This window comes from Leptothoe sp. EHU-05/26/07-4, from assembly GCF_043421015.1.
Classification (GTDB): Bacteria; Cyanobacteriota; Cyanobacteriia; order Phormidesmidales; family Phormidesmidaceae; genus Leptothoe; species Leptothoe turfae.
The window spans coordinates 1816210-1840890 of sequence record NZ_JAXSQV010000007.1 but is presented as its reverse complement, the minus strand read 5'-3'; the positions used below and the strand labels follow the sequence as shown (position 1 = coordinate 1840890).

Genomic DNA, 24681 nt, shown 5'->3' with positions numbered 1-24681 from the left:
CAAAAAATCTAGGGGCGTTTATTCGGCGTCGCTATCGGTGCTCTTCTTTTTACGGGTTGTCGACTTACTCTTAGCCGTCGTGGACTTCTTAGCCGCAGCCGTAGTCCCGCTGGCCGTACTGGCCTTTTTGGTGGTGGATTTTTTAGTTGTCGCCTTCTTAGTTGTAGTCTTCTTAGCCGTCGTCTTTTTAGTGGTGGACTTTTTGGTCGTCGTTTTACGACGGGTTGTTTTTTTCTTAGTAGCTGCCTTCGCCGCAATAATCTCTAAGGCTTCTTCCAAGGTAACGTCCTCAACCTTCTTACCTTCCGGCAATGAAGCATTGACCTTTTCGTACTTGATATAGGGACCGTAGGGGCCATCGTAAATGTTGATGGGTTCTTCCGACTCAGGGTGCTTACCCAATTCCCGCAACGGTTTAGCAGCTTTACGCCCTCGCCCTCGCTTAGGCTGTGCCAAAAGTTCCAGGGCTCGCTCCAGGGTCACGGTCAGAACGTTATCGTCTCCTTTCAAAGAGCGATAGTCCTTTCCTTCCTTACCTTGATCGTGAACCACATAGGGACCAAAGCGACCCAAGCTGGCTTTGACCTTGGCACCAGTCTCTGGGTGCATCCCCAACAAACGCGGCAGAGATAGTAGTCCTACAGCCGTTTCTAGATCCACAGACTCACGCGTTACCCCCTTGGGCAGTGACACCTGTTTAGGCTTTGGATTCTCTTCTGTCTTATCTCCCAGCCGCACATAGGGACCGTAGGGGCCAATCAGAGCATAAATGGGTTCACCCGTTTCAGGGTGCAAACCTAGCTTTTCCGGACCTTCTGTTTTTTGCTTGAGGAGGACCTGTACCTGCTCGTCGTTGAGATCCGCTGGACTCACATCCAAAGGAATAGAAGCCCGTACGGTTTCATCGCCCTCTTCTTCACTGATGGCCTCAATGTAGGGGCCATACTTGCCAATGCGAACCTTGGCGCTGAGATCAGCTAAGTCAACGGTGCGGGCCTCAGCGGGATCAATCTGGCTTTCTCTGGTCTGTACCTGCCCCGCTAGACCCGTATCTCCAGAATAAAAGTCCTTGAGGTACGGTAGCCAATCTGCTTCACCCATAGAAATTTCATCCAGGGTGCGTTCCATGCGGGCCGTAAATTTAACGTCCACCAGATCTGGAAAATGTTGATCCAGTAGCTCGGTCACCGCAAACGCTGTAAACGTAGGCATCAAGCTATTATTCAGCGGATGCACATAGCCTCGGTCGATAATGGTACCGATGACTGATGCATAGGTACTGGGACGCCCAATACCCTCTTTCTCTAGGGTCTTAACCAATGTGGCCTCGGTATAACGAGCTGGTGGCTTAGTCTCATGGCCAATGGGCTCTAGCTCGGTGCAGCTTGGGGTATCTCCCACCTTCAGGGGCGGCAGGGTCACTTCACGATCCTCAAGGGCGGCATTGGGATCATCCGAACCCTCCACATAGGCCCGGAAAAAGCCTGGAAAGTCAATTCGTTTGCCAGTGGCCTTAAACACCGCATCATCCACTTCTACGCTGACGGTGATATGGGTTTGGCGAGCATTGGCCATTTGGCAAGCCACTGTGCGCTTCCAAATTAAGTCGTAAAGGCTAAGTTCACGATCCTTTAGCCCGGTTTCCTGGGGAGTACGGAAAGTACTACCAGCGGGGCGGATTGCTTCGTGGGCTTCCTGGGCTCCCTTGCTCTTGGTGGCATATTGCCGGGGCTGAGGGCTGAGGTACTCTTTACCGTACTTTTGCTCCACACAGGTTCGAGCCGCTGTAATTGCCTGCTGTGACAAATTTACCGAGTCAGTACGCATGTAGGTAATAAACCCTTTTTCGTACAGAGATTGGGCCGTACGCATGGTGTCACGGGCAGACAGACGCAGTTTGCGGTTGGATTCTTGCTGCAGTGTGGAGGTGGTAAATGGCGGAGCTGGTTTGGGACTAGAGGGTCGCTCTTCCAGATTAGATACGGTCCAAATGCTGGCTTCCAAGCGCTGTTTTAATGCCTGGGCTTGGGTTTCATCCAAAAGCACCACATTGCGTCCAGCGGCAATTTGTCCGGTGTTTTCGTCAAAATCACTACCCGTAGCAACACGAGTACCACCCAGGCTAACGAGCTTGGCCTCAAATGGATTGTCAGCCTTCTGGAGTGTGGCCTTGAGGTCCCAATAGGAACCTTGCTTAAAGGCTCTGCAATCGCGCTCCCGTTCCACCAGTAGCTTGACTGCCACCGACTGCACTCGACCAGCGGACAGACCCCAGGCAATTTTTTTCCACAGTAGTGGAGATAGGGTATAGCCCACTAAACGATCCAAGATTCGTCGAGTTTCCTGGGCCCTTACTAGCTGATCATCAATATCACGACAGCTTTCGAGGGCAGCCTGAATCGCGTCTTCGGTGATCTCATGAAACACCATGCGCTTGGTGGGCACCTTAGGTTTTAGTAGCTGTAATAGGTGCCAGCTAATGCTTTCCCCTTCGCGGTCTTCATCCGTAGCCAGGACTAGCTCATCGGCTTCCTTTAGGGCATCCTTCAGGGCCTTAACAACCTTCTTTTTATCCTTGGGTACCAAGTAAAGAGGTTCAAAATCCGCCTCTACATTCACACCCAGCTGTGCCCATTTCTCGCCCTTCACGCTGGCGGGAATCTCACTTGCCGATTTAGGCAGATCGCGCACATGCCCCATGGAGGCTTCTACACGGTAGCCTTTGGGCAAATAGTTGCGAATTGTTTTTGCCTTTGTAGGTGACTCAACAATGACAAGTGTGGACATACAGCTGAACTGAAAGTAATGGTCGAACTACGTTTAATTGAAAATTTGTCAACACCCTGATATCCAAGGCACTAACAAATCTCAAACCGCGTCTAGCGAAACGCTTGAACACTAGAGAGAATGCCCGATAAGTGGGCAATGACGACGGTTTTTTATTGGCTAACTATACATAACCATGGCATCTAGCTCAGAATTTATCAGAGGGAAGCGCCGAGGGTTAGTGACAAAAGCCGTACCTGCATGTTCGCAGAGCTTTTCGTACAGTTGCCTTTATATATCGATAGATCGAAATGGCGAATTTCGTCCACCTCTGAATTAAGAAAAGGCTTTTATTTCATGACCATTGCCAGGGGGGTAAAACTAACCCCATAGGGCCAAATTTGGCCTATAGCTATCGTCGAGGCATTAATTTGGCTGGTTGTGGCCCCATTCATAAAAGAAATCTAGAGAAATTGAAAAAAGTGTTTTCTTTAGAAAAATTGGGACCCCAGGCAGGTCATCTGAACGAAGTTCCTCTATGGTTTACATCCATAGAATTTAATCTGATTCAGAAAATTCCCTTTGGGAAACTACAAGATGAGCGAGAATACTAGGGTAAGATCCCAAATGGAAATACCGAACCACAGCACCAATGGACGTTGTCAGCCTCGCTGCCCAATTAAACACAGGTAAAATCCTGCCTGAACTGATCATCATTGCGACGATTGTAGTGATTTTGGTAGGTGATTTGATTGTAGGCCGAGCGTCATCGCGCTGGGTCCCCTATGTCTCTATCGGCGGTTGTTTGGCTGCCGTTGGGGCATTAGCTCTACAGTGGGACACAGGCAATCCCCTCGCCTTTTTTGGAGAGTTTAACAGCGATGCTCTCAGTATCGTATTTCGAGGCATTATCGTTCTGTCAGCGGCTGTGACCGTCCCTATGGCTATCCGCTATGTGGAAAAGTCAGGCACAGCCTTAGCTGAGTTTTTAGGGATTTTGCTGACCGCAACCCTGGGGGGCATGTTTCTGGCGGGTGCCGATGAGCTTGTCACTATTTTTGTGTCCCTTGAAACCCTAAGTATTTCGTCATACCTGTTGACGGGCTACATGAAGCGGGATCCGCGCTCAAACGAAGCCGCCCTGAAGTATTTGTTGATTGGGGCAGCGAGCTCAGCCATCTTTTTGTACGGCATTTCCCTGCTGTATGGTCTGTCGGGTGGTGAGACCCGGTTGAGTGCGATCGCAGCCAACTTAGCGTCCAGCACTGGCAATAGCTCCATTGGTCTAGTCGTTGCACTGGTATTTGTCATTGCCGGTATTGCCTTCAAGGTAGCCGCTGTGCCCTTTCATCAGTGGACCCCTGACGTTTATGAAGGCTCACCTACACCTGTGGTAGCGTTCCTATCCGTTGGCTCTAAGGCTGCTGGCTTTGCCCTAGCAATTCGCCTTTTAGTCAGCACATTCCCCCTAGTGGAAGACGAGTGGCGCTTTGTGTTTACTGCTCTGGCGATCCTGAGTATGGTGCTGGGCAATGTGGTGGCTTTAGCCCAGACCAGTATGAAGCGGATGCTAGCCTACTCATCCATTGGCCAGGCAGGCTTTATGATGATTGGCTTGGTCATCGGTTCCGATGCAGGCTATGCCAGCATGATTTTCTACCTGATGGTCTATCTGTTCATGAACTTGGGTGGATTTACCTGCGTCATTCTCTTTTCCCTCCGTACGGGTACAGACCAAATTAGTGAATATGCCGGGCTTTATCAAAAGGACCCCCTGCTTACCTTATGCCTGTCACTGTGTCTGCTCTCCCTTGGCGGTATTCCACCGCTAGCAGGGTTCTTTGGTAAGCTTTATATCTTTTGGGCTGGCTGGCAGGCCGGTGCTTACAGTCTGGTACTCATTGGTTTAATTACCAGTGTGATCTCCATCTATTACTACATCCGCGTAGTGAAAATGATGGTAGTTAAGGAGCCCCAGGAAATGTCCGAATCTATCAAGAACTATCCACCGGTTCGCTGGGATTTGCCAGGCATGCGTCCGTTACAGCTGAGTTTGGTGGTAGCCGTGGTGGCCACTTCCCTAGCGGGGGTACTATCTAACCCTCTATTTACCCTGGCTAACGACGCTGTCACCAAGACCCCTTTGCTACAAGCGTCTCAGGTGGAGAACGTTGGCGAGATTGCCAACACAGTTGCTAGCCCTGTGACGGCTACTTTTCCAACCATGCTTGAGAATTCTCTTTAAAACTTAAGCATCATTGCGGGTCAGGGTTAGAGGTTTTGCGTTCAAATCCCTCTAGTCCTGACCAATGGTATGAAGCCTATGCATTGGGAACATAACGGAGCTGCGAATCCGATTGTCTTCCAGTTTTTCTAGGATGAACTCACCGCCCAAACGGATCATCAGGGACTGACAAATCGCCAGATTTAAACCCGGCGGTCTATCCAACGGTGATTCTGCTAAATGATCCCGCTGATGATTTCCTTCGCTCAGCGCTTTGATGATAGCTTCATCTACATCGCCATCATCCGTAATTGACAGCTCAATCCAATGCTGTTCAAGGGGACGGCTCCAAACATCTACCCGACCTCTAGCTGGCGAACGTCGACAAGCTGCTGAAATAAGTTCATACAAAATAAACTCAATCTTCTGCATTTCACCCTGAAGGGCCAGGTTGCTATCGCAGTGCACCTGCGTCCAAAGCTGTTTCTTTTGCACCTGAGTTTGCACCCGCTTCATTAGACGGTTGAGTAAACCAATCAAGGGCACCTTGCGAGGATCGGACGCCATTGCCCACCGTTCTCGGCCTGTCAATCGTAATAATTCCTTTTCCATGCCTGCCAATCGACTTTCAACCGCATGGAAATAAGGTTGTTCGCTGATCTCAGGTAATTGTTTCAAATTAGCCAGCTGACGGCGCGACTCTCGAACCTGCCGCCGAATGTCATCCATGTGGTGGTGCTTATACCAATTCAGCTCTGTGAGCTGACTTTTCTGTTCGCGCAAACGATTGGTTAGCAATAAATGACGCCGACACCAGGCCAACTGATGTACCAAAACCGCTAGCATACTCATTTGTTGGTCAGAAAAGCGACGATCACCATGATCAGCCAGCACCATCGTCCCATTGAGCGTATGCTCTGGTGATGTCCTGAGAGCCACTACCAACAGCTGAGCATGGGCCGGACACCGCAACCATTGGCGAGTGACATCAGGCAGATCTTCAAATTCAAGCTGAATCACACCATCGGTTTGAATGGCCCAGTTAATCACAGCATCGCTCTCCACCAAGATCGGTGGATTATCCTTAGCTGCAAACTGCTGCTCCCGGATCACAGTGGAAGCTAACCGGGCTTCCTTTTGGCCATTTTCCCAAACGATCAAGGCCACCAGCGGCAAGCGTAAAAGCTGGCTAACGTGATGGGTGGCCGCCTGCTGAAGTTGCTCCACATCAAATGTACGCTGTAGGTTACGCAAGCCCCACTGCATGGTTTCATTCATCTGGGATTGCTGCTGAGCCTGTCGCTGCAAGGACCACTGATGCAAAACTAACCCAATTTGTCGTCCAACTGACTGCAGCAGATCCTGCTCTGTTTGATTCCAGCGTCGGCCATGGCTATCGGTCACCACCAGCACCCCTTCTGGAGCCTGACCGGGCGAAAGATTACAGGCCATCGCCGACTTCATCCCCATCTGTAAGAACTGAGGATGCCACGCTCGCAGCTTCAGATCGTTATCTAAATTTTCGATACAGACTGGTGCAGACTTTCGGGCTAGGAGCTGCCAATCAACGTCGTGAAGTGAGCGCCACATTCCCTGAGTGGGCTTGCTTTGGGTGCCATGGTGCTGATAACCCACCTCAAAACCACCACATTCTAGATCGGGTATAAGCACCAGTAAGCCATCAATTTCAAGGGTGGCAATCAGTTGCTCAGCGCATTGGGACATGACCGACTGCCAATCGCGATCGCCATGGATACTTTGGGCAATACCTACCGACAGCTGATGGTTAGCTTCTAGATCGGCCACCCGTTCCTGCAAGACCGATGTGGGCATCCCCAAGCTGACCACTTGAGCTGCTGCGGTTAAATAGCGTTTTTCTGGCACACTCCACTGACGGGGTTGGGTGGACTCCACCACCAAAAAACCCAGCAAGTCTCCCTGCATTAAAATGGGTGCCACTAATAAAGAGGACTTGCCAAAGGCCTGCTTCAGAGGTTCAATGACGGCCTCAGGATGAGAAAAGGTGTCTTCGCCAATAACAATCACATCACCACAAGATAGGGCCTGATAGACCTCTTGATAGCCACTGGCAGATAGCTGGGATACTCCAGGTTCTTGAGTCGCATAGGCATGGCGATTGTGGCCACCATTAGCTACCCGATGCCAGAAAAAGCGTTGTTGCGGCTCAAACCAATACCCACGGGTACGACTAGCCCCCACAAATCGGTGAGTAGCATCCACAATCGCCTGTAGTCTAGGCTCTAACTCTTGAATCGTCTCCAATTTAGCCAACAGCTGAAAGAATGGCTGGGAGGGACGTTTTTCTAGCTGCTGATAATAGTCTTTCTGATATCTGTGCAAGATGGTCGCAATGGTGGTGACCAAAATAGAAAACGTCTTTTTCTGCACACCAGATTTTAGAGACGCTCCCCGCCGACTGGCACCCAACAATAAAATGCCTAGACACTCATTCTGCCGCTGAATCGGAAAAATAATGGCGTCATGAATGCCGAGGCGCTTAGCAATGGCTTTCCACTCACCAGCCCGATGGGATTCTTGTAAATCATAAACAGCCGCCGGAGCACCTCGCTCTATCACCTGCTGCACGGCATCATCAGTCTGAAGGTTTATCTTTTGCCATAAAAAATTCTTACCGCTACCCAGAACGGCCATTTGAGTTGTCAAACTCTGGTCACCGGCATCATAGAGGCCAATCCAGGTGAGTTCATTGGGATAAAGCTGCTGCATATAGTCAGCAAGCTCGGTCAATTGGGTATCAACGGTATCCTGATCCCATACATTCTTGAGAACCTGACCCAAAGTGGCCAAATGCTGTTCACATGTCGCTGGGGGTATGGGGCTAACCATAAAAACTCAGATTTGGGAAACAGGCTACTGCCTGAATAGTAACGATGGAGGATATAGCTTAATTTAAGCTAGCCTGGCTCTCTAAAACATGCTATTTAATCAAATTGCTTAGGAAAATGAGTCACCATCGCGGCTCAAGCGGAATAGCTATATTGCAACAGGATATGGGTGGCATCAATCTATCGTTGACATTAGTTGGCTCTATCGTAACGGGGTCTAACGCTACTTATTGCCGATGGTTAAAAAGTCATACATCATGACTATCGTTCATCACAACTACCTAGTTATATCAGCAACCGACTCAACTAGCTGCTAACCCTAAACCAAATCAATCAACGCAACTAGTTTTCAAATTCAACGATATAATCCACAGGGCCATTTAGAAATATTGTTCGTGCTGCAAGACATCTATAAATCTAGCTTGCTTCCGTCGTTATTTCAGCACTTGAAAGCCGATCCAGAAGTGGTACATCACCAGACCATCAAGACATTGGCTTGGATAGCTGAACCACCCACCACCGCCCCCTACTGGACTCAACCTTTACGACGCTTTGCCCAGGCCTGGTGTGAAAATAGTTGCCAGGTTACTTCGCTGCGCTTGAGTCAGCAGCTATGGCAGCAATCTTTTGCCAACCCCCTGGGGTTAGCAGCTGGTTTTGATAAAGATGGGTTGGCAGCTGCTTGTTGGCCTTTGATGGGGTTTGGCTTTGCAGAGTTAGGGACGGTTACGTGCCATGCCCAGTCGGGTAATCCTAAACCTCGTCTGTTTCGTCTGCCGCAGGACCAGGCAGCTTTAAATCGCATGGGGTTTAATAATCAGGGCTCGACAGTACTCGCGGAACGGCTTAAGGCCTTACCCCTAACACCTGACTTTCCCAGGGGCATTAATTTAGGCAAGTCAAAGGTGACCCCCCTAGAAGAGGCGGCAGGTGACTATTTGCAAAGCTTTCAAAGATTGCAGGAGCACGGCAATTATTTTGTGGTCAATGTGTCGTCACCCAATACACCTGGGTTGCGATCGCTCCAAGCTAAATCCCAACTCGAACCCATTCTTGCCACCCTACAAACCGCCAATACTCAGCAAAAACCTCTGCTAATCAAGATCGCTCCAGATCTAGCCTGGGAAGACATCGACGATATTTTAGACCTGGCCCAGCAGCACCAGTTGGCAGGAATTATTGCCACCAATACCACCATTGCCAAGGACAAACTGGTGACCAAGCGTTTAGGCCAAACTGGCAATCTGGTTGTTGATGAAGCTGGCGGTATTAGTGGTGTTCCCGTCCGTCAGCGGGCAACTGATGTCATTCGATACATTTATCAAAAGACCAACGGACAACTTCCCATCGTCGGCGTAGGGGGTATTTTCACCGCTGACGATGCCTGGGAAAAAATCACCGCAGGCGCATCTTTATTGCAGGTATACACTGGCTGGATCTACGAAGGTCCGTGGATGGTGAAAAATATCCTACAGGGCCTATTGACCAAGCTCGACGACCATGGCCTAAATTCCATACAAGAAGCCATTGGGCTACATACAGGACACCCCAGCACGTAGGTTGGGTAGAGGCACGAAACCCAACATTACCGATATCTCAAATACATATTTATGCGCATGAATGCATCGGCGATGTTGGGTTTCACATGAATGCATCGGCGATGTTGGGTTTCGCATGAATGCATCGGCGATGTTGGGTTTCACAAGTTCAACCCAACCTACAGGATTTTATCCAACCCGTACAAAAGGGATTTCAAGGGTAATACCTTACGAATACTCAACAACACACCGGGCATAAAACATACCCGATCCATCGCATCGTGACGCAGGGTATACACCTGGCCAGGGGCACCAAACATCACCTCCTGGTGAGCTACTAATCCAGGCAGACGAACACTGTGGATGTTAATGCCTTCCTCCGTAGTGCCACCCCGTGAACCCTGAAGGGTTTCAGTTTCGTCCACTTGAGGTGGGTTAAAGGACGGTTTTACTTCCTGAAGCATTTGAGCCGTTTTAATCGCCGTACCGCTTGGGGCATCGGCCTTGCGATTATGATGCAGCTCAATGATTTCCACATGGTCAAAATACTCAGCCGCTTTCAGAGCCGCCTGCTGCATCAAAATTACCCCAATGGCAAAGTTAGGAATAATCAAACAGCCGACGCTGGCCTTTTCTGCAAACTCCGCCAGCTCAATAATTTGTTCAGATGTTAGACCAGTGGTACCGACTACAGGCCTCACACCATAGGCAATAGCTGCTCGCACCTGCTCATAAATTTTGGCTGGGTGAGTCACATCTACCATCACCGCATTGCCTGCACTTTGGGCCATCACCAGGGTGGCTTCCAAATCCGTCGTCACTGGTATTTCCAGAGGACCACAGCCTGCGATCTCACCAATATCCTGACCAACGGCCTCAAGCTTACGATCCACGGCACCCACCAATTGCATATCATCGGCACCGGCAATAGCCTTGACAATCTCACACCCCATCCGGCCCATGGCACCATTAACTACGACAGGAATTTTCGACTGATTGCTCATGATGGTTCTGAGACGGAAGTACAGTCAGATATCTTACAACCGCAGTATGTAATTTTGAGTTTTGAGTTCTTAGCTTTGAGGTTCAGGTTCAATTGATTTCCGAGGCTACTGAGGTTTCAAAGACCTAATTCCAAACTTAAAATTCAAAACTCTACCTTCAAAACTCCCTCCTGTGGGGTCGTAATCGTTAATAATTAAGGCTGTTCATCACGCTGGAGTCGAAGCGGATGCTGGCAAATCTATTGGCGGTGATTGTTGGATTAGGTAGTCTAGGGTTTTATTTGGCAGCTTTTATTCTGCCAGAGGTACATCGTCGATCAGACTTTTTCTGGAGCGGTGTCGGCATGTTTTATGCCGTGGTGCTGTGGTATTGCGCCAGGCAAATGAGCGGCGCAGTACTGCTAGGGCAAACAGCTTCAGTTGGTCTACTGATATGGCTGGGATACCAAACTCTACTGCTCCGTCGCGAAACCACACCGACCGCACAGCAAACCCCCATCCGATTAGGCAAATCTGAACGCAGTCGCCTTAATGGCAGCGCCAGTCGTCCCATTGCCAAAGACTATGAGTTTGTAGAAGATGGCGTGGAGGATGCAGTCGATCAGGATGCCGATCCCAACAGTCCCATCTTAATCAAGCCGACGGCAGATGAATTTGCGCCCAAAATAGTTGTCCCTGCTGCAATTCCAAAGTCCCACATCGAGAAAGAAGACTCTCTGGAAGAAACCCTTCCAAAGGCGGAGAACCCACCTATTTCTCAAACAACCAAAAAGCGAGAAATACCAAATCCCATTGCTGCTGTCGGTATCTTCGTAGGCTGGCTTAAAGAAGTTGTCACGCCGAAAAAGAAAGAACCCAAACCCATGATTGAGCTGCCACCCAGGCCACCGTCCATACCTAAAGCAGACACCTTGTCAGCAACAACCGACATAGCTAACATAACCAATATATTTGATACATTAGAGACCGATACATTAGAGACTTCAGCTAGTGTTCCTGATGGTGACCAGCCAAACCCTCAAGAAGAAACTCTCGACACCTCACCTTCCCCTTCTTCAGGCACAGCAGCTTCAGCCAGTCTAGAACCTAGGGGCACAGATACTGAAGACAGCAACTGGCCTGATGATGACTTTTGGGACTAGTTTTCTCCAACTAAAATCTCTTCAATTTCCATTAAACAACAACCTGCACCTAAACAAGCTGTAGAGATGTACCAGATATTTGCGAAGACGTTATAAAGTCTCTTTAATATTAAACTTCATATGAGATTTGCATAGACGTTTCTTAAGCCCTGCATGCCCGTAAATCGAACCATTTCTAGAGCTAAAAAATATACCAATCTCTCACGGACACAAACCATCTAAAAATGTTCCCCACGACTCAAACAGTCTGGCTTTACAAAGCTTATACCCAACACAATAGTCGTAAAACTTTATGAACCACCAGAGGAAAATACGCACATTAGCGTAATTATTATTTAAAGGAGCTTAAATACGAACATTCACTGTGTTCTTGTGGATTATAGTCAAATTGTTTACAAGAACGATTAAACAAGCCCGAGTATAGACAGTAAAAGTCATGAGAGCTGAAGTCGCTATCCCAAATGTAATTGTTTCCGAACTGGATAAGAAGATCCAGTTCGTTAAACAAAAGCATTTGACTGGCATCCTAGCGATTGAAAGTGACATGATCCATCAATGGCGCTTATATTTTTTGGCGGGGCAGTTAGTCTGGGCAAATACGCGTACCCATGCAAAGCGTCGCTGGTGTCGCCAGCTACTGCAACATCGTCCTGAGTTGCTCAAAAATGGCCTGAGTGCCTATCCCGCTGATTGGACCTATAGTCGGTTAGCTAGGCTAGTTATCTGTAAGAAATTCAATCGGCAGGTATTTTCACATATCGTGTCCGGGTGTATCTCAGAAGCGTTGTTTGATCTTCAGCAGCAGGGAACTTTAAGCTTTCAACAAACTGGGAAAGGATTAAAATATCGCATCAAATCTCAAAAAGCCTGCGATTTCTCCTATATAAATTTGCAAACCATCGGTATATGGGCCCAGGCAAAGCACAGGTGGCACCAGTGGGAAGAAGCCGGTCTCACCGCCATAGGTCCTAACGATGCTCTAGTGATACAAGACTTAGCCTCTCTAGAAGATCTAGCATCACCGCGACTCTTCAAATTATTGAGTGCGTTGGCCAATCGTCAGCAAACATTGCGAGATATAGCATTGAAGGCTAACCAGCCGCTACAGCCATTTGTGATGTCGATTTTGCCTCACATTCACAATCAGTCACTGCGGCTTAAGTCTGTGGAAGATAAGATTCCTCGTTCGGTAATCGCGCATCAAGAGGATGTTGTCTTTAAAATAGCGCAGGCAATTATCCCTAAGGACGCCAGAATTGTTTATGTGGATGACAGTCTGGCCAACAGTCAAACAATGGCAACCATTGTTGAAGCGGCGGGCTTTCGCTATAGCAACATTTCCGATCCGCTTGAGGTATTGAAACAGCTAGTTAAGCTCAAGCCAAAAGTAATTTTTTTGCAGCTGACGATGCCCGTGGTAAATGGTTACGAACTGTGTGCTCAAATTCGTCGGATATCAGGCTTTAAGGATACTCCCATTGTGATGGTAGGGAGTGAAAATAGTCTGGCTGAACGCATGCGGGCCAAGATGGTTGGGGCCTCGGAATTTGTGAGTAAACCAATTAAGCCCAAAAATGTGCTTAAGTCATTGATTGAACTCAACATGATTTGAGCAGTGCTGTTGAGAGACTATCTTTAAAGGCAGGGTAGCTCCGCTGTACTAGACAGATTGACATCAACCAGCTAAGACACCGTGTCACATGTGGTGGTAACCACTAAACTACGTCCAAGTTAGAACTTGTAGCTTCTTGTCAAGAAACACTACGGTTCTGAACTTGGACAATATGTATTCATAGGTCAGGCCCCAGCAGGCTTTGTATCTAGGATTTCCAGTGGCTGCTCAACGTAAAAAAACTAAAACTATTGAAGCTATAGGAAGTTCTAAGGCAGAATGACTGGAGCGTAGTAAATCCCCTTAGTTTTTTCCTTACATCGTGACTGACCCCAAAAGCGCCGACGCTAAGAGCTATAAGGACACCGTCCTACTGCCCAAGACCGACTTTAGTATGCGGGCCAACGCTGTTAAGCGTGAGCCAGAGCTGCAGGCATTTTGGGATGACAGCAAGATTTATGAAACGCTTTCCCAGGAAAATTCTGGGGATGTCTTTGTACTGCATGATGGACCGCCCTATGCCAATGGCAGTCTCCACATGGGCCATGCCTTAAATAAGGTGCTGAAGGACATCATCAATAAGTATCAGCTGCTGCGCGATCGCAAAGTTCGCTATGTCCCCGGCTGGGACTGCCACGGTCTACCCATTGAGCTAAAAGTACTGCAAACCATCGACCGCAAAGAGCGAGCCAATCTGACACCGCTGGAGCTACGCCAAAAAGCTAAGGAATTTGCCCTGGACACCGTCGAGAAACAAGCCAAGGGATTTCGTCGCTTTGGCGTATGGGGCAACTGGGAAAAGCCCTACATGACTCTGCAGCCTGAGTATGAAGCCGCTCAGCTAGACGTATTTGGTCAGATGGTCCTCAAAGGCTACATCTACCGAGGGCTGAAGTCTGTTCACTGGAGTCCGTCGTCACAAACCGCCTTGGCAGAAGCTGAGCTGGAATATCCCGAAGGCCATACCTCCCCCAGTATCTACGTCGGCTTCCCCATGGTGAGCGCCTCAGATACCGCAGAAAAAGCATTTTCCCCGTATCTCGATAATCTGGGTGTCGCCATCTGGACCACGACACCCTGGACAATTCCCGCCAACGTGGCCGTAGCGGTCAACTCAGACCTGGTTTACACCGTGGTAGAAGTCGCCTCCGGTGCCCCTTACAAATACCTCATCGTCGGTAAGGACCTGGTGGAAACCCTGGCCAATGTATTTGAAACAGACCTGACCCCCAAGATCGACATCAACGGTGCGGACCTGGCAGGGTCTACCTATTACCATCCGCTCCACAGCAAAGAAGACAGCTTCAATCGTGAAAGCCCCATTGTGATTGGCGGCGACTACATCACCACCGAATCCGGTACTGGTCTGGTGCACACTGCACCCGGTCACGGGATGGAAGACTTTGGCGTCGGTCAAAAGTACGGTCTCCCCATCCTCTGTCCAGTGGATGAGCGTGGTAATTTCACCGCTGAAGCCGGGAGCTTTGAAGGTTTGAACGTTCTAAAAACGGCTAACGAAGCACTGATCAAGGCACTGACCGAAGCCAATACGCTTCTGAAACATGAACCCTACGTCCACAAGTATCCCTACGATTGGCGAACTAAAAAACCCACCATTTTCCGGGCTACTGAGCAGTGGTTTGCCTCTGTGGAAGGGTTCCGCGATGAAGCCCTGAAAGCCATCTCGGATGTGCAGTGGATTCCGGCCCAGGGCGAAAACCGGATTACACCGATGGTGGGCGACCGTTCTGACTGGTGCATCTCTCGTCAGCGCAACTGGGGTGTGCCCATCCCAGCCTTCTACGATGAAGAGACTGGTGAAGTATTGATGAATCAAGAAACCATTGCCCATGTCAGAGGTATTTTTGCTGAGCATGGTTCTGATGCTTGGTGGAGTATGCCCGTTGAGGAACTACTGCCCAAGAGCTATCACAACAACGGCCATACCTATCGCAAAGGCTTCGACACCATGGACGTATGGTTTGACTCAGGCTCTTCCTGGGCAGCAGTCGCCGATCAGCGAGATGCCTTGAAATATCCGGTAGACCTATACCTGGAAGGCTCTGATCAGCATAGGGGTTGGTTCCAGTCGAGCTTGCTCACCAGTGTGGCTACCCATGGCTGTGCCCCCTACAAAACTGTACTTACCCATGGCTTTGCCCTGGATGAAAAGGGCCGCAAGATGAGTAAGTCCATCGGTAACGTGGTGGACCCCTATGAAATCATTGAGGGTGGCAAGAACAAGAAACAGGATCCGCCTTACGGTGCTGACGTACTACGGCTATGGGTCTCCTCAGTGGACTATTCCTCCGATGTCCCCATCGGTAAAAACATCCTTAAGCAGCTGGCGGATGTGTACCGTAAGATTCGTAACACATCCCGATTCTTGTTGGGCAACTTGCATGATTTTGACCCAGCCAAAGATGCTGTTCCCTATGACCAGCTGCCCAGTTTAGATCAGTACATGCTACATCGGATGACCGAGATCTTTGCTGAGGTGGAGACTGCCTTTGACACCTATCAGTTCTTTAAGTTCTTCCAGACGGTGCAGAATTTCTGTGTGGTGGATCTCTCCAACTTCTATCTGGATATTGCTAAGGATCGTCTCTACATCAGTGATGCGGCATCTCTCCGAAGACGTAGCTGTCAAACGGTACTGGCAGTTGCCCTGGAGAATTTAGCCAAGTCCATTGCCCCTGTGCTGTGCCACATGGCAGAGGATATCTGGCAGTTTATGCCCTATGAGACCAGTACAAAGTCTGTATTTGAGGCGGGGTGGTTAAAGATTGATCCGCAGTGGAAAAAGCCTGAACTGGCGGATACCTGGAACCAGCTGAGGGAACTACGGGACGAGGTGAACAAGGTGCTGGAACAGGCGCGTTCTGCAAAAGATATTGGTTCGTCGTTGCAGGCGAAAGCGCTGATCTACATTGCTGATGATCAACTGAGAGAACAGTTAACGGCGATGAATCCCATTGATGCGATCGCACCCAATTCTAGCCATGTGGATGAGGCTCGATATTTGTTCTTGGTGTCCCAGGTAGAGGTCTTAGACAGTGTTGATAGGCTGAAGGACATTAAGTATCGCAGTGAGTCGGATGCCTTTGGCATTGGCATTGTGGATGCGGATGGGAAAAAGTGCGATCGCTGTTGGAATTATTCCACCCATGTGGGCGAGTCGGCGGAGCATGAGACCATCTGCGAACGTTGCGTAGAGGCATTGGATGGCAAGTTCTAACCCTGAGCGATGATCAAGGTATAGTCCGGTTAGCTTGACTACAGATGCCGTATAGCAAATTTAGCTTACAGAAAGTACAGTAAGAGTCTGGCCTCAATGTTCATGAAGCCATGCGTTTCTTACCACAGTCGGAAAAAACAATCTATGGCTGTGTTACTAACGGTGAACTCTGGAAATTTCTCAAGCTTCAGGGGACTGATTTGACCATTGATTTAGAAGCCTACTGCCTGGAACCACTAGAACGTTTGCTAGGTATTCTGATCTATTTGGCCTGTGAGGAATAGGAACATCAATATCTCCTTACCAGACCTTAGCCATCGGTAACGTAAATCCAGGTAATTCTGGATCGCCACTGACCGCATCAGGGTTTTCAAGTATTTGAGGAGTTTGACCAGGTTGATAAATATGAACGGTACGGTGCTTGCGGTCAATCAACCAGCCCAGGGACACACCATTATCGATGTATTCCTGCATCTTACTTTGTAGACCACTCAAGGTATCGCTGGCTGACCGTAGCTCGATGACAAAGTCTGGTGCAATCGGGGCGAAGGAAGCTTTTTCTTCGTCGGTTAAGGTGTTCCAACGGTCGGCGTTGATCCAGGCGGCATCGGGTGAGCGGGTGGCTCCGTTAGGTAGGGTGAAGCCTGAACTGGAGTCAAAACCGAGGCCGGTGCCATCCTGCTCTGCCCATATGCCTAATCGAACGGCTAGGTTAAAGTTACGATTTCCCGTATCTGAAAAGGCGGGAGGCATAATCACGACATCCCCTGTGGCGGTGCGTTCGATGCGTAAGTCGCGGTTGGCTTGGCAAAAGGCGTAGAATTCTTCGCGGCTCATGGGGGCAACCGTAGGTAGTGATACGGTTAAGGGATGGGTTTCGGTTTGGATGAGTAGGGTGGTGGTCATGGTTATGAGCCCTCATGCCAAGCAATTATGTTTAGATTTTAGCTTGCCAATAGGTTGGGGTTGTTGGTTCTTGGTTTTCAGTAGTTTCTCAATTTTTTAGATTATTGGGTGGATGGCTGGGCGATAGCATTGCGGAGGAGGGTAATCATTTCTGTACGTATTGGCCAGATTGTTGTGCGCCGTGGCATAGGACGGATCGAGGTCAAAAGGTATATCTCCCCTGTAGTGCTTTTAACCGTCCTTCCAGACCCGTTTGCACATTCACCATCGCCCCCAACAAATCCATCTGCGACCGCCGCAACATTGCCAGGACAAAGGTAAGCTGCTTATCTGGCAAGGGTCTTCGGGGTATCCAAACAATGTTTTAGAAACCGTTCACAAGTCTCTTTAATCACCCGATCTCGCTCGCTAGTTTCTCCATCTTTTCTCGGCACCGGAGCCCCAATTTTAGTGATGGGCTTCCCCTTTGCACACATCGCCGCCACCAGATCCATCACAAAGGGAATACCTAAACGAAACTCTGCAGTGGATTTCGCTTCACTTTCGGCTAAAGATGTCTTACGATATTACTCTTCGCCATCTGGCTCACCGCTGGCAGGCTGCACTTCTTCTTTGGTGACTTCCTGCACCTCGCTGACCTCAAAAATTAATCGAAACGGTCGGTTCATGCGATCAGCTACATATTGCTCAAGTAATCCCACCTGGGTAGGCGTTACCGGCTCTACGCTATACACCGTCAACCGCACCTCCGGTGGGCTAGGCAACCAATCAATATCAAGGTCGATCAGCTCTAACCGTTGAAACGTGACTGTGCCATTCACCAATGCATCGCGAACACTATCTTCGGCTCGGTTCTGGCGCACTAACTCCACCAAACTCAGGGCCAGTGGAATCACTAATGCCCCTGTGATGATTAACACATATCGCAACGACTTACGCGCTTTTTGAAACGGTGCATACCCTGTTAGCCAAAAGGCCAACATACAGGCCAGGGTAATACCGATCAGATTGGTCACATACAGTAAGGTCGCACCCTGACTCAGGGCCATTTTTCCCTGGGCTAACCCTAACCCAATCACACAGACTGGCGGCATTAAGGCCACTGCGATCGCAGTTCCCGCCAACGTACTCGATATCTTCGGCTGCACCTTGGCAAATCCGCTAATTCCACCTGCCGTAATTGCAATGCCCAGATCCAGTAGCGTTGGTTCTGATCGCGCCCACACTTCCGAACCATATTCCGAGAGACCTAGCATGAAGCCTAGAGCCGTGGATAGTGCGATCGCAAGTATCGTACCCACTCCCAGCGCCTTGGCACCTTCTGTAATCAGCTCAATATCACCTTCCAAAAAACCAAAGGCCATGCCCCGAATCGGTAACATCAGCGGTGCCACCAGCATTGCCCCTATGATTACCGCCGCACTATTTGAAAGGAGACCCAGCGTCGCAATGATACAGGCACCAATTGTCATGACCACATAGTCACGATTTAGCTCTGAATCATCCATGAGGCTATCGCGCATGTGCTTTAGCGCCATGGGGGATACTCGCCGCCCACCAAAATAGCGATTCGTTACCGTTTTCAGCCCGTCTCGTACCATGGTTCGCTTCGGCGAAAACATCTATGCAACCGTGTTCAGACTATAGCAAGTTCCTTAGCAAGTTCCTTCAATGTTCATCGTGACGATTACGTACTATAGAAATTGCATACCCTAGAAAATCTGCCATCCGGCGCAGAAAAATACGCGATTAGACGTCATTAAGGTTATTTGTTTCTGAAAATGTCGATGGGATCAGAAGTCGACCGGTACCCTGATCAATGTGAGGCATTTGTTCTACTCACTTGTGGTATTCACGTAGGAAATTTTCATGGGTTTTCTAAAACGTATCTTTAAGCAGGACAAGCCTGCAGGCGCTAGTATTACCGCTGGTCGTCGCCCTGGTACCAAAAAAGCTTCCACCCCTAAAAAGACTGCTGCTGCTCCCACTGCCGCTGCTGCCAATAACGCACCTTCATCTTCACCCGCAGCAGAGAACGAAATTCCACTGTGCAAAATTGGCCTCACAGGTGAATTTGATGAAAGTGGTCTAGCTAAGCGGGTCACCCTGGCCTTTGATGAAGATTCTCAGCTGGATGATGTCGAAACTCTATGGGTAGCGCAGCTCAGCAGCAAAGTAGTGCTCAAGGGCAAAGTTCCCAGCCAGGCTATCCTCGACAAAATGATTGCTGTTGCTAAAGACGTTGATGGTGCCACTGCCGTTGACACTAGCCAGGTAGACATTGGCTAATTTGAGCCTTTAAAAGTTTCAATTCAACAGAGAAGGGGGTGAACCTGGGTTCACCCCCTTCTTTTCATTTTTATCTAGGTGTTAATCTTAAAAGCTTTAGTGAGCTCCAGATTTTTTGCTAAACAAAACCAGAACCGTTTTGACAATTAGCTTAATGTCATAGAAGAAGCTCCAGTTTTCCTGATAGCGCAGGTCTAACTTAATCACATCCTCAAACTTAGTGATGCTAGAGCGACCGTTAACCTGCCATTCTCCAGTCATTCCTGGCTTGACATTTAGACGTTGCCACTGGCCAACTTCATATTGCTCAATCTCATCAGGTGTGGGGGGTCTTGTACCCACAAGGCTCATATCCCCCTTGAGCACATTCCAAAATTGAGGAAACTCATCTAAGCTGGTTTTGCGAAGGAAACGCCCAATCTTAGTGATTCGGGGATCGTTTTCATTCTTAAATAGTGGGCCTTCCACCTGGTTAGAGACCTCGCTCTTACGAGATTCGGCATCCGTTACCATCGAGCGGAATTTCCAAATCTTAAACCGCTTACCTAGCCAAGAGCAGCGGGTCTGAGCAAAGAAAATAGGACCTCCATCATCCAGCTTAATAATGATTGCAACTGGTACACAAACCAGAGCAGTCAAGAATAATCCTACAAAGGCTCCTACGATGTCTAGCGTGCGTTTTGCTTTGGAATTTACTGAAGGATGAGTTTCAGGTAAAACCTGATCTTCAGGATTGGAATCTTCCTCAGCAGCAAGGGTAATGTCAAATACCTTATCTAGTTCAGTTAATGACAGCACCATCATGACCTGGGCGGGTACATTGACCAATCGCAACCTGGCACCTTTAGCCGCACATAGGCGATGGCAAATCACCAAAGCGCCAATGCCACTACTGTCAATAAATCGGGTTGCCGAAAAATCCAGTACCAACTCAGATAAATCAGGCTGCTCGGCAAAAAGCGTCTGACACTGCTGCTTAAATGCTGTTGCTTCAGCTACTGCCATACTGATGGGCAGCTGAATAGTTTGAAACTCCGATTGGACCAACGCTGACATAGGAGAGGATGTCTTAACACTATCGACCATAATCTAATAGCAATATTTACAACAGACTAGTAGAACAATCGGCAACCCTAGATTGCCCAAAAGTTCCATCAGACGGGTTATCTATATACTGTTCGCCTTGTTTAGCCTAACGAATAAACATCGAGTGATTACTCACGCAATTCGGCATTTACTCGGTAGCCACCCTCTGCTCTATCCAATTTTAAGTAGTAACAACAAAACCCGACTTGATAAAAGGTAGTGTCTACAAAATCAATATAAACTTGCCCTTAGATTCGGTAGTTTTCTTCACAATGGGAGTTACTTTTGCATCACAGTGGAGGACGTGTCATTACTCAGAACGTTAATAGGCCGATGTCGATACCTATCAATACATGGTGAATCGTTAACTTTCCAGATTAAATCTACTGCCATCTCTGCAATGTTCTTGTAAAGCAGGTATTCTTGATGCTAGATACAGAGGTATGATTGCCTTTTAGAGGCATAATTACGCCATATATAGCGTCAAGCTTGGAGTAATTCCATGGGCAATCGTAACCAACCCTCCCTACTGAATGACGAGGTTCAGCGGGCCGTTAGTCAGTCTCGATTCCAAAACTTACAGTCTCAAACTACCTTGAGCCATAGCGAGCTCGTTGCTTGGAAATGTAAAGTTGCTACATTTCAGACGTCCGTACAAGCGACACCCATAATGGAGCAAGCTTGTTTGTTTGAAGCAGCTCGTGATCCTGGCGAGGATATCGATCCGTTTACTTTACCTCAGCAAAATACGGAATTTTGGCGCTGGCAGTTTAGTGATGTGGGGGTGGCAGCCCTCTATTTTGTCATTGATTACAAAAGTGAGTTGCTGTTGTATGTGGGCGAAACCGTCAAATCAAATCAGCGTTGGAAAGGGGAACATGACTGTAAACGCTATTTAATGAACTATCGCCATGCGCATTATCATCATGGTCTTGACAGCCAGTTAGGTATAGCGTTTTGGCGTCATGCTCCTGCTGAACGCCGCCCTCGCCAGGCGATTGAATCAGCTCTCATATATAAGTGGCGCTCGCCATTTAATAAGGAAAATTGGAAATTTTGGGGAACTCCTTTTATTGGTGAAGGTGGCTAATCTTCAGGTAAGGGGGGAACTCCCTTTATCGGTGAAGGTGGCTAATCTTCAGGTAAGGGGGGAACTCCCTTTATCGGTGAGGGTGGCTAATCTTCAGGTAAGGGGGAGAGTTTTGACGGTCATGTTTTTAGTTGCGAACAATCTCAAGCCCAATATCAAATACTCGCCCGATGACATCTTCTATGGGGGGATCGGTAACGGTTAAATCATGGACTGGCAATTGGGCTAACACTTGGGATACGGTTTTGGTCAGGTCTTCTCTACGCACTAAAAGAACAACTTTGCAACCATCGATAGACTGAATTTCACCATAGGGTTCTAAAGAGGCAGCGGGAATTTCTTGGGCAAGCTCAGCAGTCACTTCACGATAGGGGGCAAACTGCTCAATCAGACTGTTCAAAGACCCATCATAAATGAGTTGTCCTTGATAGATGAGTAAAACGCGATCGCAAAGCGCCGTAATATCAGCCATATAATGACTCGTTAGAACAATGGTTGCCTGGTAGCGCCGGTTATAAGCCTGCAAAAAATTTCGCACCGCCATTTGGGCATTGACATCCAGTCCCAATGTGGGCTCATCTAAAAACAACACCCGAGGATGATGTAATAGAGCTGCTAACATTTCGGCCTTCATCCGTTCTCCCAAAGATAACTTACGGACAGGCTGTGTAAGTTTATCGGTCAGGTCAAGCATCTCAGACAGTTCATGGATGCGATCGCGTAGCTCTTGGTGGGATAGCCCATAGATCGCCCCATTAATCCGCAGTGAATCTAGGGTCGGTAAATCCCAAATTAGTTGCTGCTTTTGTCCCATGACCAGAGTGATGTGCTCCAAAAAAGAACGCTGACGCTGAAAGGGGATCTGCCCAGCCACGCTTACCTGGCCAGACGATGGATAAATTAATCCGGTCAGCATTTTTAACGTTGTGGTTTTACCGGCTCCATTGGGTCCCAAAAAACCAACCACTTCCCCTGGTTCTATGGAGAACGATACATTATTGACAGCCTTGACCTGACGATATTGACGCTGGAAAAAGTGACGTAATGTTCCAGCTAGGCCAGGTTGCTTAATGGCCACTGGATAGACCTTGGTTAGGTTTTTCACTTCTATAGCAGGCATAGGTTCTGTAACATAGTTAGTAGCAGGTTAGTAGCAATGAGTCTCCAGCCGATGAATTCTGGTGTGGACTCTTTATATGATGCAGCTTATATGATGCAGCAACAATCTGATTTAAGCTGGCGTATTGCAGGCTGCTAAATATTTTCCGTCAGCATCGAAAGTCGATGTCGGTGTGAATACTAAGCACGACAACAGTCAACTGCATAGAAGAAAACCGATAAATCATCGGATAGAATACCTCAAAGCATTGAGCACCTCTTCTAACTTACGGTCAGGCGCAGTAGTGTCTATTTTTGATTTTTTTCAAACCCCCTAGTCACTGATAGGACAATTGAACTACAATACATTTGTCCTATACGATGTTGACCCATGGCTGTCCGCAAACCCCACGGAACTGTACTCAGCTTCATCGAAGCGTACTGGCGCAAACATCAGAACAGCCCTACGGTGAGAGAAATTACCACCGGTACAGCTCGCTCCCATGGCAGCATTCAAAACAGTCTGAAATGGTTAGAGCGAAACCAATATATTACTCGTCGCAAACGTACATCACGGGGTATTAAGGTCGTTAACTTCGAAGCCTACGACATTCCTCCCACTGAACTATCAGAGTTAGAAGGAATACCCATTCGCGGTGAAATTGCAGCCGGTTATTGCCACGAGCCTGCTACAGAAGACCATGGGTATCTCAACATTGAGTACAACGGGCGTAAGCCCAACGATTATGTCCTGAAAATTTCAGGAGATAGTATGGTGGGTGCCGGTATTCCTGATGGAGCCTATGTCGGCATTCGACCTGTAGCTGATGATTACCAACCTGGGCCTGGTGAGATTGTTGCAGTTTATGTGGAAGGCCAAGGTGCTACCCTAAAACATTTTTTTCAAAAAGAGTCAGTGGTTGTTTTAGAGGCTGCCAATCCTAAGTATGAGCCGCTGATCTTTGATCTGGATGATTGTGAGTTACGGGTGCAAGGGACTCACATTTTTACCCACTGGCAGTCAACAGCGCTTAGTTAAAAGACAGATAGGTTCACCCTAAACGCTGTCTCTTTTCTAGAACTGATCGATCAATTTTGTATCAGAAAGAACTTTGTATGCTGTAATTTTTTGAAGTTATCTACCGACAGGTGACTATTCTGTCCATAAGTTCATCCATGGGGTCCTTAATGGTGTAAATATGCATTGGTAATGCTGCAAGCCATGGCTGGAATGACCGTATAGGTGGGTTTTAACTGACTATCAGGTAGCCACAATAGACATGTTGCATTGTTATGAACTCCATAAGATGTGAGCAGGTTTAATCAAAAATTCTGGATTTGGTAAATTGCATGGGAATTCTATAGGTATAAGTTTCTTCGTCACTGATGCAGACTTCCCCCGGTCTGTATCCCTTTAGAACCATGCATCCAATCTTGAAAGACTGGTTACAGAACCTTGGCTGCCTTGTCCCCCTCGGCTTTTTGGGCCTTTGCATGGCCTTCATTACGCATTGGGTATCTACAGAAACAGGCCCAGCCAGGATAGTGATTGTATGGCAAGCCAGAATTCTAGAAGGTCAGTATTTCGATAAGGTCACGATGGCGGCTTTCATTTTGCCCGCACTCATCGGCGCATGGCTAGTATATGTTAGCTTCCGTCGATTTTTGACAAGACTCGGCGTCTATGATCGGCCAACAAATGCAGGCTTCAAACGTCCCAATGAGAAAATATATCGCTGATTCGATTGCACACAATTGCTGATTTAGGAGATGCACCGATCTAGAGCTATGGCTATTTAACGGTGTTTCATACCTAAAGTC

General features: G+C 48.3%; 18 protein-coding genes. 10 read left to right on the top strand and 8 right to left on the bottom strand.

What is annotated here, in order from left to right; all coding sequences use genetic code 11:
• Positions 1–18: 18 nt before the first annotated feature.
• On the bottom strand, positions 19–2787 hold the full coding sequence (gene topA, locus U2F10_RS32555; RefSeq protein WP_499874396.1) for a type I DNA topoisomerase: 2769 nt from the start codon (positions 2785–2787) through the stop codon (positions 19–21).
• A 631-nt stretch (positions 2788–3418) separates the two neighbouring features.
• Between topA and U2F10_RS32550 the strand changes: the two genes are divergently transcribed.
• Positions 3419–5011, top strand: a complete 1593-nt coding sequence (locus U2F10_RS32550; RefSeq protein ID WP_163671419.1) for an NAD(P)H-quinone oxidoreductase subunit N — start codon at positions 3419–3421, stop codon at positions 5009–5011.
• Positions 5012–5062: 51 nt separating this feature from the next.
• Here the strand turns inward: U2F10_RS32550 and U2F10_RS32545 are convergent, their stop codons facing one another.
• Positions 5063–7858: a GAF domain-containing protein gene (locus U2F10_RS32545; RefSeq protein ID WP_163671420.1), complete on the bottom strand. Its 2796-nt coding sequence runs from the start codon at positions 7856–7858 to the stop codon at positions 5063–5065.
• A 394-nt stretch (positions 7859–8252) separates the two neighbouring features.
• On the opposite strand from U2F10_RS32545, the gene U2F10_RS32540 reads away from it, so the two are divergent.
• Entirely contained in the window at positions 8253–9416 is a 1164-nt protein-coding gene (locus U2F10_RS32540) for a quinone-dependent dihydroorotate dehydrogenase (protein ID WP_163671421.1), read from the top strand.
• A 158-nt stretch (positions 9417–9574) separates the two neighbouring features.
• Here U2F10_RS32540 and dapB read toward each other — a convergent pair whose 3' ends face one another.
• Complete coding sequence (gene dapB / locus U2F10_RS32535) at positions 9575–10399, bottom strand: 4-hydroxy-tetrahydrodipicolinate reductase (RefSeq protein ID WP_163699368.1); 825 nt, start codon at positions 10397–10399, stop codon at positions 9575–9577.
• Positions 10400–10626: 227 nt separating this feature from the next.
• On the opposite strand from dapB, the gene U2F10_RS32530 reads away from it, so the two are divergent.
• The 4 genes from U2F10_RS32530 (at position 10627) to U2F10_RS32515 (ending at position 16675) form a co-directional block, all read left to right on the top strand.
• A complete protein-coding gene (locus tag U2F10_RS32530; protein ID WP_499874395.1) occupies positions 10627–11541 on the top strand; it encodes a Ycf66 family protein in 915 nt (304 codons plus the stop codon).
• A 436-nt stretch (positions 11542–11977) separates the two neighbouring features.
• On the top strand, positions 11978–13153 hold the full coding sequence (locus U2F10_RS32525) for a response regulator (RefSeq protein WP_163671424.1): 1176 nt from the start codon (positions 11978–11980) through the stop codon (positions 13151–13153).
• Positions 13154–13547: 394 nt separating this feature from the next.
• Complete coding sequence (gene ileS, locus U2F10_RS32520; protein ID WP_499874532.1) at positions 13548–16391, top strand: isoleucine--tRNA ligase; 2844 nt, start codon at positions 13548–13550, stop codon at positions 16389–16391.
• A 110-nt stretch (positions 16392–16501) separates the two neighbouring features.
• Positions 16502–16675, top strand: coding sequence for a hypothetical protein (locus U2F10_RS32515; RefSeq protein ID WP_499869038.1), 174 nt, complete (start codon positions 16502–16504; stop codon positions 16673–16675).
• A gap of 16 nt (positions 16676–16691) precedes the next feature.
• Here the strand turns inward: U2F10_RS32515 and U2F10_RS32510 are convergent, their stop codons facing one another.
• From U2F10_RS32510 to U2F10_RS32500, 3 genes are all read right to left on the bottom strand, one after another.
• Positions 16692–17297, bottom strand: coding sequence for a Uma2 family endonuclease (locus U2F10_RS32510; protein ID WP_490792973.1), 606 nt, complete (start codon positions 17295–17297; stop codon positions 16692–16694).
• Between the two features lie 202 nt (positions 17298–17499).
• Positions 17500–17634 carry a hypothetical protein gene (locus tag U2F10_RS32505; RefSeq protein WP_499061986.1) on the bottom strand — a complete coding sequence of 45 codons (135 nt, stop codon included), beginning with the start codon at positions 17632–17634 and terminating at the stop codon, positions 17500–17502.
• A gap of 229 nt (positions 17635–17863) precedes the next feature.
• Positions 17864–18898 (bottom strand): TIGR00341 family protein, encoded by a 1035-nt coding sequence (locus U2F10_RS32500; protein ID WP_163669668.1) that lies wholly within the window; start codon positions 18896–18898, stop codon positions 17864–17866.
• Positions 18899–19166: 268 nt separating this feature from the next.
• On the opposite strand from U2F10_RS32500, the gene U2F10_RS32495 reads away from it, so the two are divergent.
• Positions 19167–19586: a phospholipid-binding protein gene (locus U2F10_RS32495; protein WP_499874393.1), complete on the top strand. Its 420-nt coding sequence runs from the start codon at positions 19167–19169 to the stop codon at positions 19584–19586.
• Positions 19587–19682: 96 nt separating this feature from the next.
• On the opposite strand, the gene U2F10_RS32490 is transcribed toward U2F10_RS32495, so the two are convergent.
• A complete protein-coding gene (locus U2F10_RS32490; protein ID WP_499061989.1) occupies positions 19683–20642 on the bottom strand; it encodes a sugar transferase in 960 nt (319 codons plus the stop codon).
• A 532-nt stretch (positions 20643–21174) separates the two neighbouring features.
• On the opposite strand from U2F10_RS32490, the gene U2F10_RS32485 reads away from it, so the two are divergent.
• Complete coding sequence (locus U2F10_RS32485; protein WP_490794802.1) at positions 21175–21762, top strand: GIY-YIG nuclease family protein; 588 nt, start codon at positions 21175–21177, stop codon at positions 21760–21762.
• Between the two features lie 127 nt (positions 21763–21889).
• Here the strand turns inward: U2F10_RS32485 and U2F10_RS32480 are convergent, their stop codons facing one another.
• Complete coding sequence (locus tag U2F10_RS32480; protein WP_499874392.1) at positions 21890–22882, bottom strand: ABC transporter ATP-binding protein; 993 nt, start codon at positions 22880–22882, stop codon at positions 21890–21892.
• Positions 22883–23251: 369 nt separating this feature from the next.
• Here U2F10_RS32480 and U2F10_RS32475 point away from each other — a divergent pair, with 369 nt between their 5' ends.
• On the top strand, positions 23252–23899 hold the full coding sequence (locus tag U2F10_RS32475; RefSeq protein ID WP_163669684.1) for a LexA family protein: 648 nt from the start codon (positions 23252–23254) through the stop codon (positions 23897–23899).
• Positions 23900–24246: 347 nt separating this feature from the next.
• On the top strand, positions 24247–24600 hold the full coding sequence (locus tag U2F10_RS32470) for a hypothetical protein (RefSeq protein WP_499874390.1): 354 nt from the start codon (positions 24247–24249) through the stop codon (positions 24598–24600).
• Positions 24601–24681 lie beyond the last annotated feature (81 nt).

Coding starts and splice junctions, on each gene's coding strand:
- U2F10_RS32495 (WP_499874393.1), top strand. CDS start 19,167: ATGGGTTTTCTAAAACGTATCTTTAAGCAGGACAAGCCTGCAGGCGCT.
- U2F10_RS32470 (WP_499874390.1), top strand. CDS start 24,247: ATGCAGACTTCCCCCGGTCTGTATCCCTTTAGAACCATGCATCCAATC.
- U2F10_RS32480 (WP_499874392.1), bottom strand. CDS start 22,882: ATGCCTGCTATAGAAGTGAAAAACCTAACCAAGGTCTATCCAGTGGCC.
- U2F10_RS32490 (WP_499061989.1), bottom strand. CDS start 20,642: ATGTCAGCGTTGGTCCAATCGGAGTTTCAAACTATTCAGCTGCCCATC.
- U2F10_RS32500 (WP_163669668.1), bottom strand. CDS start 18,898: ATGGTACGAGACGGGCTGAAAACGGTAACGAATCGCTATTTTGGTGGG.
- U2F10_RS32475 (WP_163669684.1), top strand. CDS start 23,252: ATGGCTGTCCGCAAACCCCACGGAACTGTACTCAGCTTCATCGAAGCG.
- U2F10_RS32515 (WP_499869038.1), top strand. CDS start 16,502: ATGCGTTTCTTACCACAGTCGGAAAAAACAATCTATGGCTGTGTTACT.
- U2F10_RS32510 (WP_490792973.1), bottom strand. CDS start 17,297: ATGACCACCACCCTACTCATCCAAACCGAAACCCATCCCTTAACCGTA.
- U2F10_RS32525 (WP_163671424.1), top strand. CDS start 11,978: ATGAGAGCTGAAGTCGCTATCCCAAATGTAATTGTTTCCGAACTGGAT.
- U2F10_RS32550 (WP_163671419.1), top strand. CDS start 3,419: ATGGACGTTGTCAGCCTCGCTGCCCAATTAAACACAGGTAAAATCCTG.
- U2F10_RS32485 (WP_490794802.1), top strand. CDS start 21,175: ATGGGCAATCGTAACCAACCCTCCCTACTGAATGACGAGGTTCAGCGG.
- U2F10_RS32545 (WP_163671420.1), bottom strand. CDS start 7,858: ATGGTTAGCCCCATACCCCCAGCGACATGTGAACAGCATTTGGCCACT.
- dapB (WP_163699368.1), bottom strand. CDS start 10,399: ATGAGCAATCAGTCGAAAATTCCTGTCGTAGTTAATGGTGCCATGGGC.
- topA (WP_499874396.1), bottom strand. CDS start 2,787: ATGTCCACACTTGTCATTGTTGAGTCACCTACAAAGGCAAAAACAATT.
- U2F10_RS32530 (WP_499874395.1), top strand. CDS start 10,627: ATGCTGGCAAATCTATTGGCGGTGATTGTTGGATTAGGTAGTCTAGGG.
- ileS (WP_499874532.1), top strand. CDS start 13,548: ATGCGGGCCAACGCTGTTAAGCGTGAGCCAGAGCTGCAGGCATTTTGG.